The organism is Burkholderia sp. AU27893 (assembly GCF_002223205.1).
GTDB lineage: Bacteria > Pseudomonadota > Gammaproteobacteria > Burkholderiales > Burkholderiaceae > Burkholderia.
In genome coordinates this window covers 1214478-1231263 of record NZ_NKFD01000001.1, presented here as the reverse complement: position 1 = coordinate 1231263, position 16786 = coordinate 1214478, and the positions used below count along the sequence as shown (strand labels likewise).

At 67.9% G+C, this 16786-nt stretch carries 17 protein-coding genes and 2 tRNA genes; 13 read left to right on the top strand and 6 right to left on the bottom strand.

Annotated elements, in window-relative coordinates; genetic code table 11:
• Positions 1 to 35: 35 nt before the first annotated feature.
• From CFB47_RS05740 to pncB, 3 genes are all read right to left on the bottom strand, one after another.
• Positions 36 to 1466, bottom strand: coding sequence for a sodium:proton antiporter (locus CFB47_RS05740; protein WP_089460619.1), 1431 nt, complete (start codon positions 1464 to 1466; stop codon positions 36 to 38).
• A 43-nt stretch (positions 1467 to 1509) separates the two neighbouring features.
• Positions 1510 to 2172 carry a lactate utilization protein C gene (locus CFB47_RS05735; RefSeq protein WP_089455828.1) on the bottom strand — a complete coding sequence of 221 codons (663 nt, stop codon included), beginning with the start codon at positions 2170 to 2172 and terminating at the stop codon, positions 1510 to 1512.
• A gap of 88 nt (positions 2173 to 2260) precedes the next feature.
• The gene (gene pncB, locus CFB47_RS05730; RefSeq protein ID WP_089424832.1) at positions 2261 to 3460 is read right to left on the bottom strand and encodes a nicotinate phosphoribosyltransferase; all 1200 of its coding nucleotides are present in this window, start codon (positions 3458 to 3460) and stop codon (positions 2261 to 2263) included.
• A 320-nt stretch (positions 3461 to 3780) separates the two neighbouring features.
• Between pncB and fdxA the strand changes: the two genes are divergently transcribed.
• The 8 genes from fdxA (at position 3781) to CFB47_RS05685 (ending at position 8146) form a co-directional block, all read left to right on the top strand.
• On the top strand, positions 3781 to 4104 hold the full coding sequence (gene fdxA, locus CFB47_RS05720; protein ID WP_011351384.1) for a ferredoxin FdxA: 324 nt from the start codon (positions 3781 to 3783) through the stop codon (positions 4102 to 4104).
• Between the two features lie 103 nt (positions 4105 to 4207).
• Positions 4208 to 4283, top strand: a tRNA-Asn gene (locus CFB47_RS05715).
• Between the two features lie 75 nt (positions 4284 to 4358).
• Positions 4359 to 4434, top strand: a tRNA-Asn gene (locus tag CFB47_RS05710).
• Between the two features lie 121 nt (positions 4435 to 4555).
• Positions 4556 to 5041: a CreA family protein gene (locus CFB47_RS05705; RefSeq protein WP_089455827.1), complete on the top strand. Its 486-nt coding sequence runs from the start codon at positions 4556 to 4558 to the stop codon at positions 5039 to 5041.
• 62 nt (positions 5042 to 5103) lie between these two features.
• A complete protein-coding gene (locus CFB47_RS05700; RefSeq protein WP_089439525.1) occupies positions 5104 to 6003 on the top strand; it encodes an AraC family transcriptional regulator in 900 nt (299 codons plus the stop codon).
• Between the two features lie 93 nt (positions 6004 to 6096).
• Positions 6097 to 6864 carry an AzlC family ABC transporter permease gene (locus CFB47_RS05695; protein WP_089455825.1) on the top strand — a complete coding sequence of 256 codons (768 nt, stop codon included), beginning with the start codon at positions 6097 to 6099 and terminating at the stop codon, positions 6862 to 6864.
• A complete protein-coding gene (locus tag CFB47_RS05690; RefSeq protein ID WP_089424828.1) occupies positions 6861 to 7199 on the top strand; it encodes an AzlD domain-containing protein in 339 nt (112 codons plus the stop codon). The genes CFB47_RS05695 and CFB47_RS05690 overlap by 4 nt, the downstream gene beginning before the upstream one ends.
• Before the next feature lie 161 nt (positions 7200 to 7360).
• Positions 7361 to 8146: a DUF4088 family protein gene (locus CFB47_RS05685; RefSeq protein WP_089460618.1), complete on the top strand. Its 786-nt coding sequence runs from the start codon at positions 7361 to 7363 to the stop codon at positions 8144 to 8146.
• A 123-nt stretch (positions 8147 to 8269) separates the two neighbouring features.
• On the opposite strand, the gene CFB47_RS05680 is transcribed toward CFB47_RS05685, so the two are convergent.
• On the bottom strand, positions 8270 to 8665 hold the full coding sequence (locus CFB47_RS05680) for a hypothetical protein (RefSeq protein WP_089439522.1): 396 nt from the start codon (positions 8663 to 8665) through the stop codon (positions 8270 to 8272).
• Positions 8666 to 8935: 270 nt separating this feature from the next.
• On the opposite strand from CFB47_RS05680, the gene CFB47_RS05675 reads away from it, so the two are divergent.
• The 3 genes from CFB47_RS05675 (at position 8936) to fumC (ending at position 12228) form a co-directional block, all read left to right on the top strand.
• The gene (locus CFB47_RS05675; protein ID WP_006486208.1) at positions 8936 to 9154 is read left to right on the top strand and encodes an RNA-binding S4 domain-containing protein; all 219 of its coding nucleotides are present in this window, start codon (positions 8936 to 8938) and stop codon (positions 9152 to 9154) included.
• Positions 9155 to 9289: 135 nt separating this feature from the next.
• A complete protein-coding gene (gene norM, locus CFB47_RS05670; protein WP_089455822.1) occupies positions 9290 to 10678 on the top strand; it encodes a multidrug efflux MATE transporter NorM in 1389 nt (462 codons plus the stop codon).
• Between the two features lie 155 nt (positions 10679 to 10833).
• The gene (fumC, locus tag CFB47_RS05665) at positions 10834 to 12228 is read left to right on the top strand and encodes a class II fumarate hydratase (RefSeq protein WP_047850516.1); all 1395 of its coding nucleotides are present in this window, start codon (positions 10834 to 10836) and stop codon (positions 12226 to 12228) included.
• Positions 12229 to 12308: 80 nt separating this feature from the next.
• Here fumC and CFB47_RS05660 read toward each other — a convergent pair whose 3' ends face one another.
• Positions 12309 to 12821 carry an acyl-CoA thioesterase gene (locus tag CFB47_RS05660; RefSeq protein ID WP_039370920.1) on the bottom strand — a complete coding sequence of 171 codons (513 nt, stop codon included), beginning with the start codon at positions 12819 to 12821 and terminating at the stop codon, positions 12309 to 12311.
• Positions 12822 to 12949: 128 nt separating this feature from the next.
• A complete protein-coding gene (locus CFB47_RS41085) occupies positions 12950 to 13093 on the bottom strand; it encodes a hypothetical protein (RefSeq protein WP_179254789.1) in 144 nt (47 codons plus the stop codon).
• Positions 13094 to 13286: 193 nt separating this feature from the next.
• On the opposite strand from CFB47_RS41085, the gene CFB47_RS05650 reads away from it, so the two are divergent.
• Together CFB47_RS05650 and CFB47_RS05645 are read left to right on the top strand one after the other, a co-directional pair.
• Entirely contained in the window at positions 13287 to 13994 is a 708-nt protein-coding gene (locus CFB47_RS05650; RefSeq protein WP_089439520.1) for a helix-turn-helix transcriptional regulator, read from the top strand.
• Between the two features lie 165 nt (positions 13995 to 14159).
• Positions 14160 to 16712: a DUF6600 domain-containing protein gene (locus CFB47_RS05645; protein ID WP_089461359.1), complete on the top strand. Its 2553-nt coding sequence runs from the start codon at positions 14160 to 14162 to the stop codon at positions 16710 to 16712.
• Positions 16713 to 16786: the final 74 nt, after the last annotated feature.

The window sequence follows — 16786 nt, the reverse complement described above, 5'->3', positions numbered from 1 at the left end:
CCGGGACCGCCCGCTCTAGGTTGAAAATCGTCAGCTTACGCCGAGAAGAAGATCCACGACGTCAGCAGGAATACCGGTATCAGCACGACCAGCGCCCAGCCGAGATACGCGAAGAAGCTCGGCATCTTCACGCCGCGCGATTCGGCGATCGCCTTCACCATGAAGTTCGGCGCGTTGCCGATGTAGCTGTTCGCGCCCATGAATACCGCGCCCGCGGAAATCGCGGCCAGCGTCGACGCACCGGTCGTCATCAGCGACTGCGCATCGCCGCCCGCGAGGTTGAAGAACACGAGGTAGGTCGGCGCGTTGTCGAGGAACGACGACAGGATGCCGGTCGCCCAGAAGTACATCGCGTCGATCGGCTTGCCGTCCGGCCCCGTGACGAGATGGACGATCTGCGCGAACGCGCCGTCGGCACCGGCACGCAGGATCACGATCACCGGCGCGATCGTCACGAAGATCCCGGCGAACAGCTTCGCGACTTCCTCGATCGGCGCCCAGTTGAACGCGTTGCCCTCGCGCGCGGAGCGCGGCGTCAGCGCGAGCGAGGCGAGCGTCACGCCCACGAGCGCGACGTCGCGCACGAGATTCTGCAGCGCGACGTGCGTGCCCCGCACGTCGAACGTGACGCCCGGCTTCCACACGCCGCTCATCAGCACCAGGCCGATCACGGCCGCGAGCAGCACGAAATTGATCTTGCCGTCGATCGACAGCCGGTCGCTGTCGGGCGTCGGGTCGAGCGTGGCCGGCCGCTCCTCGCCGCCCTTCCGGTAGAAGTACGTATCGAGCACGAAGAACAGCGTCAGCAGCACCACGCAGATGAACAGCATCGGCAGCGCAAGGTGCGTGGTCGTCCAGAAGAAGCTCACGCCATTCAGGAAACCGAGGAACAGCGGCGGATCGCCGAGCGGCGACAGCGAGCCGCCCGCGTTCGCGACGAGGAAGATGAAGAAGATCACGACGTGCACGACATGCTTGCGGTTGTCGTTGGCGCGCAGCAGCGGCCGGATCAGCAGCATCGCGGCACCCGTCGTGCCCATCACGCTCGCGAGCAGCGTGCCGAGCGCGAGGATCGCCGTGTTCAGCTTCGGCGTGCCGTGCAGGTTGCCGTTCACGCAGATGCCGCCCGCGACCGTATAGAGCGCGGTGAGCAGCACGATGAAGGGGATGTATTCCTCGAGCAGCGCGTGCACGAGCGTGCCGAACGCGGTGCCCGCGCCGAACGCGAACGCGAACGGGACCAGGAACACGACCGCCCACCCGGCCGCGATCTTGCCGAAGTGGTGATGCCAGAACACGGGGGCGACGAGCGGGAACAGTGCGATGGACAGCAGGATCCCGGCGAACGGGATGCCCCAGAAAGCAGACAGCGTGGCACCGTCGAGCGTTGCGGCCGATGCAAGCGCAGGGACGGCGCCAAGCGCGATCCCCGACGCCATGCCCGCCCAGGCGGCATGTCGTTTCATGCAGAACTTCCTTGTTCGAGTGGTAGTGGATGCAGCGGGTGCGTCATGCGCCCCGTACGACGATCGCGTGAACGCGGTACGGGCCGTGCGCGCCCAGGACGATGGTCTGCTCGATATCGCCCGTGCGCGACGGGCCCGAGACGAAGTTGACCGCGCGCGGCAATTCGCCGCGCTCCGAGCGGATCAGCGCAAAGGCGTCTTCATGACCGGCGACGATCCGCGACGCGGGAACGATCGCGATGTGCGTTTCCGGCAACAGGCCGGCCGACGCATAGGTGTCCGGGCCGGACAGCAGCACCAGCGAGCCCGTTTCCGCAGTCGCGCAAAAGCAGCCGGTAAGGCCGACCAGATCGCCGTCGCGCGGCTTGCGGCATTCGACCGACAGGCCTGCGCCCGCCCAGTCGAAATCGGCCAGCGTGCGCCACGCGACGGCCTGCGTCGGCAGGCCGTGAGCGCAAAGGTAGCGAGCCGCGGCGGCCGGTACGTCGGCAAGCGTCGCGACTTCGTCGACCGTCGTCGACAGGCGTGCCGCTTCGTCGACGAATGCCGCGACGAGATCGGCCGGCGCCGGCGGGCGCGGGCCCTCCGGATGACGGGCGAGATAATCGGCAACGCCGTCGCGCTCGGCCGCATCGGGTTCGGCCGCACGCCCCTGCGCCGCGCGGATGCGCGCGAGGATCTGGCGACGGGCAGCGGAAGTGTCCATGAACGGTCCTCGTGACGTTGGCGGGCGATACCGTCGGATTATACCGGCCGACCTCGCCGCCACGCAGTTTTGGCCGTTCGGCCGATGCTTACTTCGACGCGTCTTCCTCGACCGGCTGCGCGATGCCGAACACCTGGCGCAGGTAAGCCAGATACGCCTTGTCGTCGCACATGCTCTTGCCCGGCGAATCCGACAGCTTCGCGACCGGCTGGCCATTGCAGCGGACCATCTTGATCACGATCTGCAGCGGCACGTAGCCGAGATCGTTGGTGAGGTTCGTGCCGACGCCGAACGCGAGCTTGCAGCGGCCGCGGAAACGTTCGTACAACTGCATGACCTTCGGGATGTCGAGTGCATCCGAGAACACGAGCACCTTGGTCCGCGGGTCGCAACGGTTCATCTCGTAATGACGCAGCATCCGCTCGCCCCATTCGAACGGATCGCCCGAATCGTGGCGCGCGCCGTCGAACAGCTTGCAGAAGTACATGTCGAAGTCGTTCAGGAACGCATCCATCCCGTAGACGTCCGACAGCGCGATCCCGAGGTCGCCGCGATATTCCTTCGCCCACATCTCGAAGCCGTAGATCTGCGAATCGCGCAGCCGCGGGCCGAGTGCCTGGCAGGCCTGCAGATACTCGTGCGCCATCGTGCCGAGCGGCGTGATGCCGTGCTTCATCGCATACAGCACGTTGCTGGTGCCCGCGAACTGCGGGCCGAGGCCGTCGCGCAGCGTAAGCGCGACCTCCTCGTGCCAGACCTTCGAGAAGCGCCGGCGCGTGCCGTAGTCGGCGATCTTGCAGTCGGCGAACTCGGGCTTCGCACCGAGCAGCTTGATCTTCTCGCGCAGCCGTTCGCGGCCTTCGCGATAGTCGGGCTCGCGCTGGGTATTGCGGAAATACACTTCGTTGACGATCGCGAGCACCGGGATCTCGAACAGGATCGTGTGCAGCCACGGCCCCGTGATCTCGATGTCGATTTCACCGTTGCCCTTCGGCGACGGCGTGATCGAAATGTACTTCTCGTTCAGGTGGAACAGCGCGAGGAAGTCGACGAAATCGCTCTTGATGAAGCGCATCCGCCGCAGGTAGTCGAGTTCGACGTCGGAAAAGCGCAGCGCGCACAGGCCGCGCACCTCGTCGCGAATCTCGTCGATGTACGGCACGAGATCGACGCCGGGCGTGCGGCACCGGAAACGGTATTCGACGCTTGCAGCGGGGAAGTGATGCAGGACGACCTGCATCATCGTGAACTTGTAGAGATCCGTGTCGAGCAGCGAAGTGATGATCATGATGACGGCAGCGCCAATATCGTGACCGGGCCCCGGCGCACCGCGCGCCGCCCGGTCTGCCGGCCATGTTACCCGAATGCGGGCCCGACCATCGTGAAACCGCCTGCCGCCCCGCTCCGACCGCACTGCCCGTTCCGGCGTATCGGGCACGCACTGCCGCTGGGGCGTCCCTTCGGCGCCCGCTGGACGGCCCCATAAACTAATCACGAAACGATATAAGCCGGATAGCCGACCACGCCATGCGGGTTTTGCGCTTCAGTTACAATGCCGGTTTTGGCGCAAACGCCACCCCATATATACCGCCAAGCAGGAGCGTTTTAATGACTCACGTTGTGACCGAAGGCTGCATCAAGTGCAAATACACGGACTGCGTGGATGTGTGCCCGGTGGATTGCTTCCGTGAAGGTCCCAACTTTCTCGCCATCGATCCGGACGAGTGCATCGACTGCGCCGTGTGCGTCGCCGAGTGCCCGACCAATGCGATCTATGCCGAAGAAGACGTTCCGGGCGACCAGCAGCAGTTCACCGCGCTGAACGCCGAGCTGGCGAAGGACTGGCCGTCGATCACGAAGACCAAGCCGGCACCCGCCGACGCGGACGAGTGGAAGGACGTGCAGGACAAGCTGCACCTGCTCGAGCGCTGATCGCGCGGCGGCCGCAGAAATTTTTTTGTGCGCCGCGGCTCAAAAGTATTGACGACCTGATCAACGCCCCATATAATCTCGTTTCTCTGCTGTTGTTGTTTGTTCCCCGATAGCTCAGTCGGTAGAGCGCCGGACTGTTAATCCGTAGGTCCCTGGTTCGAGCCCAGGTCGGGGAGCCAAAAACGCAAAGGCCCGTTGAAAGTGGACGGGCTTTTTGCTGGTAGACAAACACGCATGCAGATGTACCGATTTATTCCCCGATAGCTCAGTCGGTAGAGCGCCGGACTGTTAATCCGTAGGTCCCTGGTTCGAGCCCAGGTCGGGGAGCCAAATAGCGAAAGGCCCGTCATTCGACGGGCCTTTTGTTTTTCCGGCCCACCATTCGGCTTTCGTCGTCCGGTCGCGCGCGCATGCTAGAGTCTCTGTCCCGCATTCGCATCCGGTTCCGTCGATGAAGCACCGCCTCCTCCGCTCAGCCCCCTTCGCCCTCCTGCTTTCCGCGTTCGCCGCGGCGCCGCTCGCGCACGCGGAGGAAGTCGGCAGCGTCAACACCCATTTCCGCGTCACGGGCTCCGATCGCGTGGTCGTCGAGGCGTATGACGATCCGATCGTGAACGGCGTGACCTGCTACGTGTCGCGCGCCCGCACCGGCGGGATCAAGGGCACGCTCGGCGTCGCCGAGGATCCGAGCGAAGCGTCGATCGCATGCCGGCAGGTCGGCCCGATCAGCTTCAAGGAGCCGCTCAAGCAGCAGACCGACGTGTTCAGCGAGCGCATGTCGTTCATCTTCAAGACCCTGCACGTCGTGCGCGTGGTCGACACCAAGCGCAACACGATCGTCTACCTGACCTACAGCGACCGCATCGTCAGCGGCAGCCCGAAGAATGCCGTCACCGCGGTACCGATGCCGGCCGGCACGACGATTCCGGTCAAGTAAAGCCCGCGCCTGCCGGGCGCGCGAGCGATACACTGTCGATTCGACCGCTCCCGCGCCCGATCATGTCCGCCACCCGCCTTCCCGACTCCGCACGCTACTGGCGCACGCCGCTGCTGCCGGACGCGGACCTCCTCACGGCCACCTATCGCGATCATGCGTTCGCCCCCCACTGGCACGACGCGTACACGATCCCCGTGATTCTCGAAGGTGCGGAGCGCTACACGTATCGCGGCAGCGGCTATGTCGCCGAAACCGGCTCCGTGCCCGTCATCAATCCCGGCGAGGTGCATACGGGGTCGCGCGCGGCCGAGGAAGGCTGGTGCTATCGCGTCAGCTACATACCGGTCGAATTCATCCACGAACTCGCCAATGCGATCGCCGGCCGCCCGCAGGACCCGCCGTGGTTCGCGCCCGACGTGATTCGCGACGCCGATCTTGCGGCCCGGCTCACGCTGGCGCACCGGATGATGGAGGCCGGCAGCGAACGCGCACTGACCTTGCAGACGCACGGGCAGCCGGCGCATGATCCGGCGAGCGGCGCACCGCGCGCATACGATCCGCTCGCCGCCGAAACGGCGATGCTCGATGCGTTGTCGACGCTGATCGTGCGCCATGCCGACGCACAGCCGCGACCGGCGCCGCTCGCGGCGGACGAACCGCGCGTCGACGTCATGCGCGAGCGGCTCGCCGCCGACCTCGTGTGCACGGTGACGCTCGACGAAGTCGCGCAGGCGGTTGGCCTGTCCCCATTTCACGCGGCGCGCCTGTTCACCCGCACGACCGGCATGCCGCCGCATGCGTGGCGCAACCAGTTGCGCTTGCAGCGCGCGTTGGCACCGCTGCGCGCGGGCGTGCCCGTCGCCGACGTCGCGGCGGCCAGCGGCTTCGTCGACCAAAGCCACTTCACCCGGCATTTCAAACGCATGTTCGGCGTGCCGCCCGGGCGCTGGCAGGCGAGCTGACGCGCAGCGTCCGGAACGCCATCGCGATACCGCCGTCCCGCAAGCGCAAGAACATACAAGCCGGCCCCCCCCTTGCCCGCTATCCTCCCGTTCATGGAGGAGCACCCTTTGAATCCGATACCCGCATCGCCTGCCCGCCGCCCATTGAACGAATGGCTCGACGGTGCGCGCGACACGATCCCGATGATGATCGGCGCCGCCCCGTTCGGCGTGATTTTCGGCACGCTCGTGAGCGGCGGCCCGCTCGCCGCATGGCATGGCGCGCTGATGTCGCTCGCCGTGTTCGCGGGCTCCGCGCAGTTCATCGCGCTCGGCCTGATCGCGGGCAGCGCGAGCTTCGTCGTCGTGCTCGCGACCACGCTGATCGTGAACCTGCGTCACCTGCTGTACAGCGCGACGCTCGCGCCCTATGTCGCCCACCTGCCGCTGCGCTGGCGTGCGACGCTCGGCGCACTGATGACCGACGAGGTGTTCGCGGTCGCCTACGCGCACTACCGGCATTTCCCGCCGGGCGCGATCGGCCCCCACTACTTCTTCGGCTCGGGGCTCGCGATGTACCTGAACTGGCAGGTCTGGACGCTCGCAGGCATCGGCTTCGGCGCGGCATTCCCGGGCCTGCAGTCGCTTGGCCTCGATTTCGCGATGGCGGCAACCTTCATCGCGATCGTCGTCCCGCAACTCGGCACGCTGCGCTATTTCGCGGCAGCCGTGACGGCCGGCACGCTCGCCTACTTCTGGCAGGGCTGGCCGTACAAGCTCGGGCTGCTCGGCGCGGTCGCCGCCGGCGTCGCGGTCGGCGTCGCGCTCACGTTGCGGCACGAACGCACACGCGCCGGCTCGCGCACGGAGGCTGCATCGTGAGCTACGCGCTGCTGATCCTCGGGATGGCCGTCATCACGTACGCGATCCGCTCGACGCTGTTCCTGTTCGGCGAACGGCTGACCTTCCCGCCGCTCGTGCGGACCGCGCTCGGCTTCGTGCCCGTCACCGTGCTCACCGCGATCATCGTGCCGATGGTCGTCTCGCCGCACGGCGGCACCGCCGAGCTGACCTGGCGCAATCCACAGCTCGTCGGCGCGCTCGCCGCCGTGCTCGTGTCGGCCGCCACCCGCCGCCCGCTCGTGACGATCGCGGTGGGGCTCGCGGTGTTCTTTTTCTGGCAAGGGGTCGTGCTGCCCCACTGGCTGCCCGCCTGAGCAAACGCTCGGTCGCGCGCGCTCAAGTTTCCGCCCGGCGCGCCGATATAGGGAATGAATACCCGCCACCGGCCTCGGCGCGCACCGGTCAGTCGACGCTGCGCCCGTCCCGGTGCGCCGTGCCGGCCGCCGGCTTGCACGGGCCGCCATCGAGACGATTCATGGGCCAGATCACCCTTTCCCTCAAGGACGACACACTCGAGTCGCTGCGCAAGGACTACGACGCGTTCGTCCGCGTGTCGCTGAAACTCGACCCGCAGTTCGCGACGCCGTCGTTCGAGGATTTCCTGCGCGCCAAGCTGCTCGACAACATGGTGCCGCTGACCGAACACGCGGTGCAGCGGATGCTGCAGGGCGGCCAGTACGCGTGGGCAAAACGCACGCTCGACAAGGAATTTCCGGACGTAGTCGCGATCCTGATGCGACAGGCCGGCGAATTCGGCTTCGGCTTCGCGTCGCGCTCCGAATGGACCCCCGACGAACTCGCGAAGGCTTGCCGCGACTGGGCGAAAGCGATCGTCGCCGAAGCGCAGGCCGACCCGTCGCTGATCGATCCGCTCGCCTCGCAGATCAAGGGGGCCGCGCAAGACATCCAGACGCTCGAGGAACTGATGCAGACACCTGCGTGGCGGCTCGCGGAATCGCTGCGACAACGGGTCTACGAGGCCAAGCTCGCATGCGAGATGAGCATCGGCAGCACCGCGCGCGACAAGCTCGGCGAACTGCGCGGGCTGCTGCGGCTCGGGCTCGCGCACGGCTCGTTCCAGAAGCAGGAAGCGCAGCAGATCATGGAGTACCTGCGGCTGCTGAAGCCGGAGATCTTCGTCGAGGAACCGTACGACGTCTTCGCCCGGCTCGCCGCGTGGCTGCGCAGCGTATTCACCCCGGCTGCCGTGCGGCCGGCACCGGGTCAGCCGGGCCAAGGGCAAAGCCAACGGCGGCCGTAACGGCGCGCCCGATCGCATCGACCCATGAAAGCAGCCCGGTTCGCGCAACGCGAACCGGGCCGCCGGACGGCCGCCGTCGCGACGCGCCGTCGAGGGCGAGCGCCGCGCGGCGCCTGCCACCGCTTACTGCGTGGCGCCCTGGGCCGATGCGCCGCCTTCCGCGCCGACCGACGCACCGCCTTCGGTTGCTTCGCCGGCCTTCGCCTTGGCCGAGCCGACATGGCTCTTGGCCGACTTCGCCGCATGCTTCGTGTGCTTTTTGGCCGAGTGGACGGCCGACGATGTCGACTCCTTCGCGCCATCGGCTGCGGCGCCGACTGCATCGGTTGCACCGCCGGCGGCATTGCCCGACGCATTCGCGCCCGCACCGCCCTGCATGCCGGCACCGGCCGCCGGCGTCTGCGCCTGCACGCCGGCACCGGCTGCGCCCTGCACCGCCGTACCCGTCTGGGCAAATGCGGCCGAGGTGGCGAACGCCGTCAACGCGGCACCGATCAGCATCGTACGAATCTTGGACATGGCAATTCTCCTCAGGAAGTTGTGCGCCCGAACCGCAGCGATGCGGTCCGTTGCGTCCCCCGCCGCAACACGCAGCAGGTACGACAAAAGACCCGCAGCCCGCGCGGCCGGTTCTCGAATCTCTCAGACTGTTACCCACCGTTTCATTTACTGACGAATGGCTCACACTCCCTAACAACTGCGGGCAGCAGCCGGCCGCGCTCGCGCGCCGGCCCGCGGTGCCGTATGATGCGAGGCGATTCCTCCCGCGCAATGCGCACCTCCTTCGTCATGCCCAATCTGGATTTCACGCTGACCGGCGAATACGTCGAGCTGCACAACCTCCTCAAGATCACCGGCCTCGCGGACAGCGGCGGCACCGCGAAGCTGATCGTCGCGTCCGGCGCGGTGAAAGTCGACGGCGCGGTCGAACTGCGCAAGACCTGCAAGATCCGCGCGGGCCAGGTCGTCCTGCTCGGCGACACGCGCATTGCCGTGCGCGAAGCCTAGGGTCGACGGTTCCCCCTGCCTGCGACATGGCCATCGGCGCGCGCGTTCGACACCGTTCGAATAAAGCCGTAAGCTAGCCGTCTCTCAAAATAAATACATATAGCGCGGGCCCGCACCCGCGCGAGCGCCCATTCCATGTCGCATTCCGGTCTTACGCGGACGGCCGCCGCGCCGCCGTCCCTGTCCAGTCATGCCGCAGATACCGCGCGCCTCGCTGCGCCGCTCGCGATCGCGCAGCTCTCGCAGATGGCGATGAGCGTCACCGACACGGTGCTGCTCGGCTCGCTCGGCCCCGATTCGCTCGCGGCGGGCGGGCTCGGCGCAAACTTCTTCTTCGTCATCGTGACCGTGCTGCAAGGCGTGCTGTCGTCGGTCAGCGTCAGCGTCGCGCATGCGCGCGGCGCCAAGGCCGACGAGCGCGTCCCGCACATCTACTGGACCGGCTTCGCGCTGTCCGTGCTGCTCGCGATTCCGGCCATCATCGCGCTGTCGCTGTCCGAACCGATCCTGCTGATGTTCCACGAGCCGCCGCTGCTCGCGCATCACGTCGGCGAATACACGGGCATCCTGCGCTTCGCCGCGCTCGGCAGCCTGATCGGCGTCGGGCTGATGCGCGCGTTCCTGCCCGCGATCGGCGCGGCGCGCCGGCTGCTGTGGGTGTCGATCGGCGGCGTCGGCGTGAACGGCGTGCTGAACTACGGGCTGATCCACGGCGCGTTCGGGCTGCCACGCCTCGGCTTCCTCGGTTCGGCCGTCGCAACGACGATCACGATCTGGCTCACCGCATTCGCCCTGATCTGGCTGCTGCACGGCCGGCAGCGCTTCCGTCATTTCGTCACCGCCGCCCGCCCGAAGCTGCCGCTGATGGGCGAGTTGATCGGCATCGGCTGGCCCGTCGCGATCACTTACGGGGTCGAGTCGACACTATTCCTCGCGACCGGCCTGACGGTCGGCGTGCTTGGCGCGACGTCGCTGGCCGCGCACCAGATCGCGCTGAACGTCGCGTCGGTGGCGTTCATGGTGCCGCTCGCGATCGGCCAGGCCGCCAACGTGCGGGTCGGTTACTGGGTCGGCGCAGGGGCGCCCGTCGCCGCGCGGCATGCCGGCTTCGTCGCACTCGGCCTCGGTGTCGCGTTCATGACGCTGTCGGGCATCGTGCTGATCGTCGCGCCGCATGCGATCGTCGGCCTGTACCTGAACCTCGACGATCCGGCCAACGCGGCCACCGTGTCGCTCGCCGCGTCGCTGCTCGGCATCGCCGCGGTGTTCCAGATCGTCGACGGCGCGCAGACCGTCGGGTCGGGTGCGCTGCGCGGCCTGAAGGACACGCGCATCCCGATGCTCGCGGCCACCCTCGGCTACTGGGGCATCGGCTTTCCGACCGGCTACTGGTTCGCGTTCCACGTGGGCCTCGGCGCCCGCGGCCTCTGGTGGGGCCTCGCGGCCGGACTCGCCAGCGTGGCCGTGCTGATGGCGTGGCGCTTCCATCTGAAGAGCGCGTCGCTCGTGACGTCGCCGCACTGAACGCGACAAGACGCGAAATCCGGGCCGGCGCTATGCTAGTCGGCTGAAGATCCCGAGACGCCGCGCAAGCGGCGCGACTGCCTCACGATACGTCTGATTACGTCTGATGCCGCGCGACCACGCGCGGCCTTTCCCCTTTTCTGGAGGAGTGGATCATGAACGAAGCAGTTCGGATGGAACGCGATACGTTCGGCGAGATCGCCGTGCCGGCCGACCGGCTCTGGGGCGCGCAGACCGAGCGCTCGCTGCAGAATTTCCGGATCTCGACCGAGAAGCAGTCGCCCGAGCTGATCCACGCGCTCGCGATCGTCAAGCGCGCCGCGGCGGCCGTGAACCAGTCGCTCGGCGTGCTGGCCGACGACAAGGCGCGCGCGATCATCGACGCGGCCGACGAGATCATCGCCGGCAAGCATCCGCGCGAATTCCCGCTCGCCGTGTGGCAGACGGGCTCCGGTACGCAGACCAACATGAACCTCAACGAGGTGATCGCGAATCGCGCGAGCGAACTGATGGGCGGCGAGCGCGGCGAAGCGCGCAAGGTTCATCCGAACGACGACGTGAACCGCGGCCAGTCGTCGAACGACGTCTTCCCGACCGCGATGCACGTCGCGGCCGCGTACGCGATCGTCAACCACCTGCTGCCGGCGCTGCGCACGCTGCGCACGACGCTCGACGCGAAGTCGAAGGCGTTCGCCGACATCGTGAAGATCGGCCGCACGCACCTGCAGGACGCGACGCCGCTCACGCTCGGCCAGGAGTTTTCCGGTTACGTCGCGCAGCTCGACCAGGGCATCCGTCACGTCGAATCGGCATTGCCGCACCTGTACGAACTCGCGCTCGGCGGCACCGCGGTCGGCACGGGGCTGAACGCGCATCCGGAGTTCGCGGTGCGCGTCGCCGATGAAATCGGCCGGCTCGCGAAGCTGCCGTTCGTGACGGCGCCGAGCAAGTTCGAGGTGATGGCAGCGGCCGATGCGCTGGTGTTCGCACACGGCGCGCTGAAGACGGTCGCGGCCGGCCTGATGAAGATCGCGAACGATGTCCGCTGGCTCGCGAGCGGGCCGCGCTGCGGGCTCGGCGAACTGTCGATTCCTGAAAACGAGCCGGGCAGCTCGATCATGCCGGGCAAGGTGAACCCGACGCAGTCCGAAGCCGTAACGATGCTCTGCTGTCAGGTGTTCGGCAACGACGTCGCGGTCAACGTCGGCGGCGCAAGCGGCAATTTCGAGCTGAACGTGTTCCGGCCGATGATCGCGCACAACGTGCTGCAGTCGGTGCGGCTGCTCGCCGACGGCGCGCAAAGCTTCAACGACCATTGCGCGGTGGGCATCGAGCCGAACCGCTCGCGGATCGACCTGCTGCTGAACGAATCGCTGATGCTGGTGACGGCGCTCAATCCGCACATCGGCTACGACAAGTCGGCGCAGATCGCGAAGAAGGCGCACAAGGAAGGCACGACGCTGAAGGCGGCCGCGCTCGCGCTCGGCTACCTGACCGAGGCGGAATTCGATGCGTGGGTACGTCCCGAGCAGATGATCGGGTCACAGTAACGGCAGTAACGGCAGTAACGGCAGGAACGGCGGAAGAGGCAGGATGACGGGCGCGGCGCGATGCGCGGCGCCCGCTGCGGTCAGACCGCGCCCTTCGCGACCTCTTCCGGTTTCATCTCGACGATCTTGTCGAGCGCGGCCCGCACGTCGGCCGCATATTTCGCGAGCACTTTCTGCTCGTCGGTCTCGGGCACGAACGGCGGCACCGGCACCGGGTTGCCGTTCTCGTCGACCGCGACGAACACGACGAGACAATCGGTCGTCTGGCGCAGCATGCCGCCCTTCGGATCGCCGGCATGCACGGACACATGGATGTGCATGCTGGTGCGGCCCGTCGCGACGACGCGCGCCTTCAGCTCGACCAGATTGCCGACCATGATCGGACGCTGGAAACGGATGTTGCCGACGCTGACCGTCACGCAATAGCGGCTCGACCAGACGGCCGCGCATGCATATGCGACCTCGTCGATCCACTTCATCAGCGCGCCGCCGTGCACCTTGCCGCCGAAGTTCACGGACGACGGCTCGGCGAGGAAGCGGAATACGGTTTCGGTGCGGTCGAGGGCGGCCGGTACGGGGGACGGTTGGGACATCTTGTTGGCTCCAGGCGGCAGGGGCGCTGTAATCGGGCCATTATACGTTGCACTGCGGCAACGCGTCGCGGGGCGCCCCGTGTGGCGCGGCTTCCGGCGATATGCCCAGGCGTGCACGGCCGCCTCGGTCAGCGGCGCACCGTGATGCCCTGATCGATCGTTCCGTACATCTCGATGCTGCCGCCGCGCTCGCCGGACGCGCCCGCACCGCCTTGCACACAGGCCGCGCAGACGAGCGCGGCCGCCAGCAAACAGAAAATCGTCTTCATCATTGCATCGTGTCACGTGCGGCCGCCCGCTGCGGCCGCTTTCGGCCATTCTACGCGCGCCCCGCAAGCGGCCGCGGCCCGGTTCCGCCGCATCGACGACGCCTGCGCCAGTGCATCCCACATTTCAGCCAAAAGCGAAACATCGAATGCGCACGCCCACTACACTGAAGATCATCCCGCCTGACGAGACACGACGATGACCGACCAAGACGACCACCACTTTCCGGGCCTGAGCCGCATCGGCTCGCTGATCGCCGACCCGGGCCGCGCCGCGATGCTGTGGGTGCTGATGGACGGCAGCGCGCGACCGGCTGGCGAGCTGACGATGATCGCGGGGCTGTCGCCGTCCGCTGCCAGCGCCCATCTCGCGCGCTTGACCGAGGGCGGCCTGCTCGCGCTCGACGTGCGTGGCCGGCACCGCTACTACCGGATCGCATCGGCCGACATCGCGGCATCGCTCGAGGCGCTTGCGAACGTCGCTCGCGCAGCCGCGCCGCATCGCCCGGTACCGGCGCCGTCCCGCACGGTCCCGGCCGAGTTGCGCTATGCGCGCACCTGCTACGACCACATGGCCGGCGAACTCGCGGTGCGCATCTTCGACGGGCTCACCGCGCGCGGCTGGCTGCTTGCCGACGGCGATGCGATCGAGACTACCGAACTCGGCACCCAGGCGCTCGCGCAATGGGGCATCGACGTCGCTCAGCAGCGCACGCGCCGGCGGCGCTTCGCATGCGGCTGCCTCGACTGGAGCGAACGGCGCTCGCATCTCGGCGGCGCACTCGGTGCGGCGCTGCTCGAGCGCTTCTGCGCGCACGGCTGGATCGAGCGCGCCGCACGGCCGCGCGTGCTGCGCGTCACGGTGCCCGGACAGCAGGTTTTCGACGAGTGGCTTACGTCCGCTTGACGTCTGGATTGCGTCTGCACGACAACGGCGCGCGATGGACAGGTTTTGTTACACCGCGTGCCATTCGACTTACAAAACACCGAGCATTGAAACAGGCCGAACGGATATTGTGAACTCAGCGGCACGAATCGACGCGCCGCGACAATGATGACGAAGACGCTCACCATGGCCACCCTGTTCACGCTCAAGCGAACCGCCCGCTGCACGCTGGTCGCGTTCGTCGCGCTTGCGGCACTGCCCCCCGCATTCGCGCAATCGGCCGGCGCGCCGCCCTATGCGGCCGCGGCACGGCAACCGGGCGGCGATCCACCCAGCCGTGTCGCGCGGCTCAATTACCTGTCGGGCGCCGTGACGACCGAACCGGCCGGCACCGATACGTGGTCGTATGCTGCCGTGAACCGGCCGCTGACGACCGGCGACCAGCTCTGGAACGATGCCGGTGCGCGCTCGGAACTGCACATCGGCTCGACCGCAGTCCGGCTCGGCGAGTCGACGAGCCTGTCGGTGCTGAACCTCGACGACACGACGACCCAGCTGAAAGTGGGGCTCGGCACCGTATCGACGCACGTGCGCGATTTGCCCGCAGGCGGATCGTACGAAATCGACACGCCTAATCTCGCGCTCGGCATCACCGGCCCCGGCGACTATCGCGTCGACGTCGCGCCGAACGGTGCGAGCACGACGGTCACGGTGCGCAGCGGCAGCGCGACCGTCTACGGCAGCAACGGCCAGTACCCGCTGTCGCCCGGGCAGCAGGTCGTGTTCACGGGCACCGACCTCCAGGTCGCGCAGCAATCCGCGGCTCCGGGCCCCGATCCGCTCGACCAGTGGGCCGCCAGCCGCGACGCGGCCGAGGAGCGCTCGGTATCGGCCCGCTATGTGTCCCGCGACATCCCCGGCTACCAGGATCTCGACGCGAACGGCACGTGGCGCGAAACCCCGAACTACGGCCAGGTCTGGGTACCGAACGACACGCCTGCCGACTGGGCGCCGTATCACGACGGCCACTGGATCTGGCAGGCACCGTGGGGCTGGACATGGGTCGACGACGCGCCGTGGGGTTTCGCTCCGTATCACTACGGCCGCTGGGCATACGTGGACGATAGCTGGGCCTGGGTGCCGGGCCCGCTGGTCGTCAGCCAGCCGCCGGTCTATGCGCCGGCACTGGTCGCGTTCGTCGGCGGTGGCGGCGGGCCCGACTGGAGTGTCGCGCTCACGGTGGGCGGCGTCGCCGCGGCCGGCTGCGCGTGGTTCGCGCTCGGCCCGGGCGAACCGTGGCATCCCGGCTGGGGCGGCTGGAGCCCGCACTACTACGACCGCGTGAACCGCAACATCGTGGTGAACAACGTCAACGTGAACAAGACCGTGAACGTGACGAACATCACCAATGTCACCAATATCACCAACATCAACAAGACGTACGTGAACTTCCGCGCGCCGCACGCGATCACGGCCGTACCGGCCTCCGCGTTCGTGCACGGCCAGCCGGTCGCGCACTTCTCGCAGCACGTCGATCCGCAACAATGGCGCAACGCGCACGTCACGCCGGGGACGCCTGGCATTGCACCGGTGCGCCAGAGCTTCACGGGCGGGCTGCGCAATGCGAGCTACCGCCCGCCTGCCGCGATTGCCCAGCACCCGTACGTCGCGACGCGCAATCCCGCCGTCCCGGCCGCGTATCGCGATCAGGCGGCGGCCCACCTCGCGCAGGAAGGCGGGCGCGTACCGGGTGCCGGCGCACCTGTCGTGAAGACGAACGTGCCGGCCGACTATACGGCTCGCCCGGTCCGCATTCCGGGCAAGCCGGACGGCGGCGCATGGGCGATGCACAACGTGCAGCTCGTGAATCCGCACGGCCCTGTCGTGCAACCGGCTCGCGCGCCTCGCGAAGGCCAGCCGGCCACCGTGCAGGCCGGGCGTCCGGGCACACCGACGCCGGGCATGCCGAATGGCGCCCGGCCGGCGAACGGCGAAACCTCCAACGCAGCGCGTTTCGCCAACGGCGGCATGCCGCAGGCGCCCGGCAACCCGGTGCCACATCAGGCATTCGGGCCCGGTAGCGGCGTCCCGCATCCGCCGGTCGCGAACAACGCTCCGGCGGGCATCGGCAATGCCCACGCGGCCGAAACGCCGTCACCCATGTGGATGCAGCCGCACACACCGATGGAACGTCAACGCCCTGCGCCGCCGACCGCGCTTCACGCGGCGGGCCAGAATGCGCTGCCGCCCGTGCGAAGCGCGGCAGTGCCGCATCCGGAAGGCGTGCCGGCGCCGCAGGGCGCGCAGCCCGGCAGCCGGAACGAAGCACCACGCGCCCTGCCGCAACCGCGGCTCGACAACACCGCGCAGATTCCGCAGCCGCGTCCACGCCCCGATTTCCAGTCGCCGGCCCAGCATGGGCAATCGCAACCGGAACGGGCCGCACCCGCGCCGCAACCGCACGCCGAATTCACACAACCGGCGCCGCATCGCGAAGTCGCGCCGCCCCGTGTGAACGAGTACCGTCCGCCGGCCCCCGCCGTGCATGACATGCCGCGCCCGCAACCACAGGCGCCGCGCATGGAGCCGCGACCGCAGCCGGCGCCACGCATGGAACCGCGGCCGTCGATGCCCGCACCGCACATGGAACCGCGGCCGCAACCGGCGCCGCACGTCGAGGCGCCTCACCCGAGCAACTCGCCGCCACAAGGCGGTCACGAAGAGCGGCATCGCCAGTAAGCGCCGCAAACGTGAAACAAAAAAGCCCGACCGGGATCAACCGGTCGGGCCTTTCTTCTACGGGGCGCGGCTAG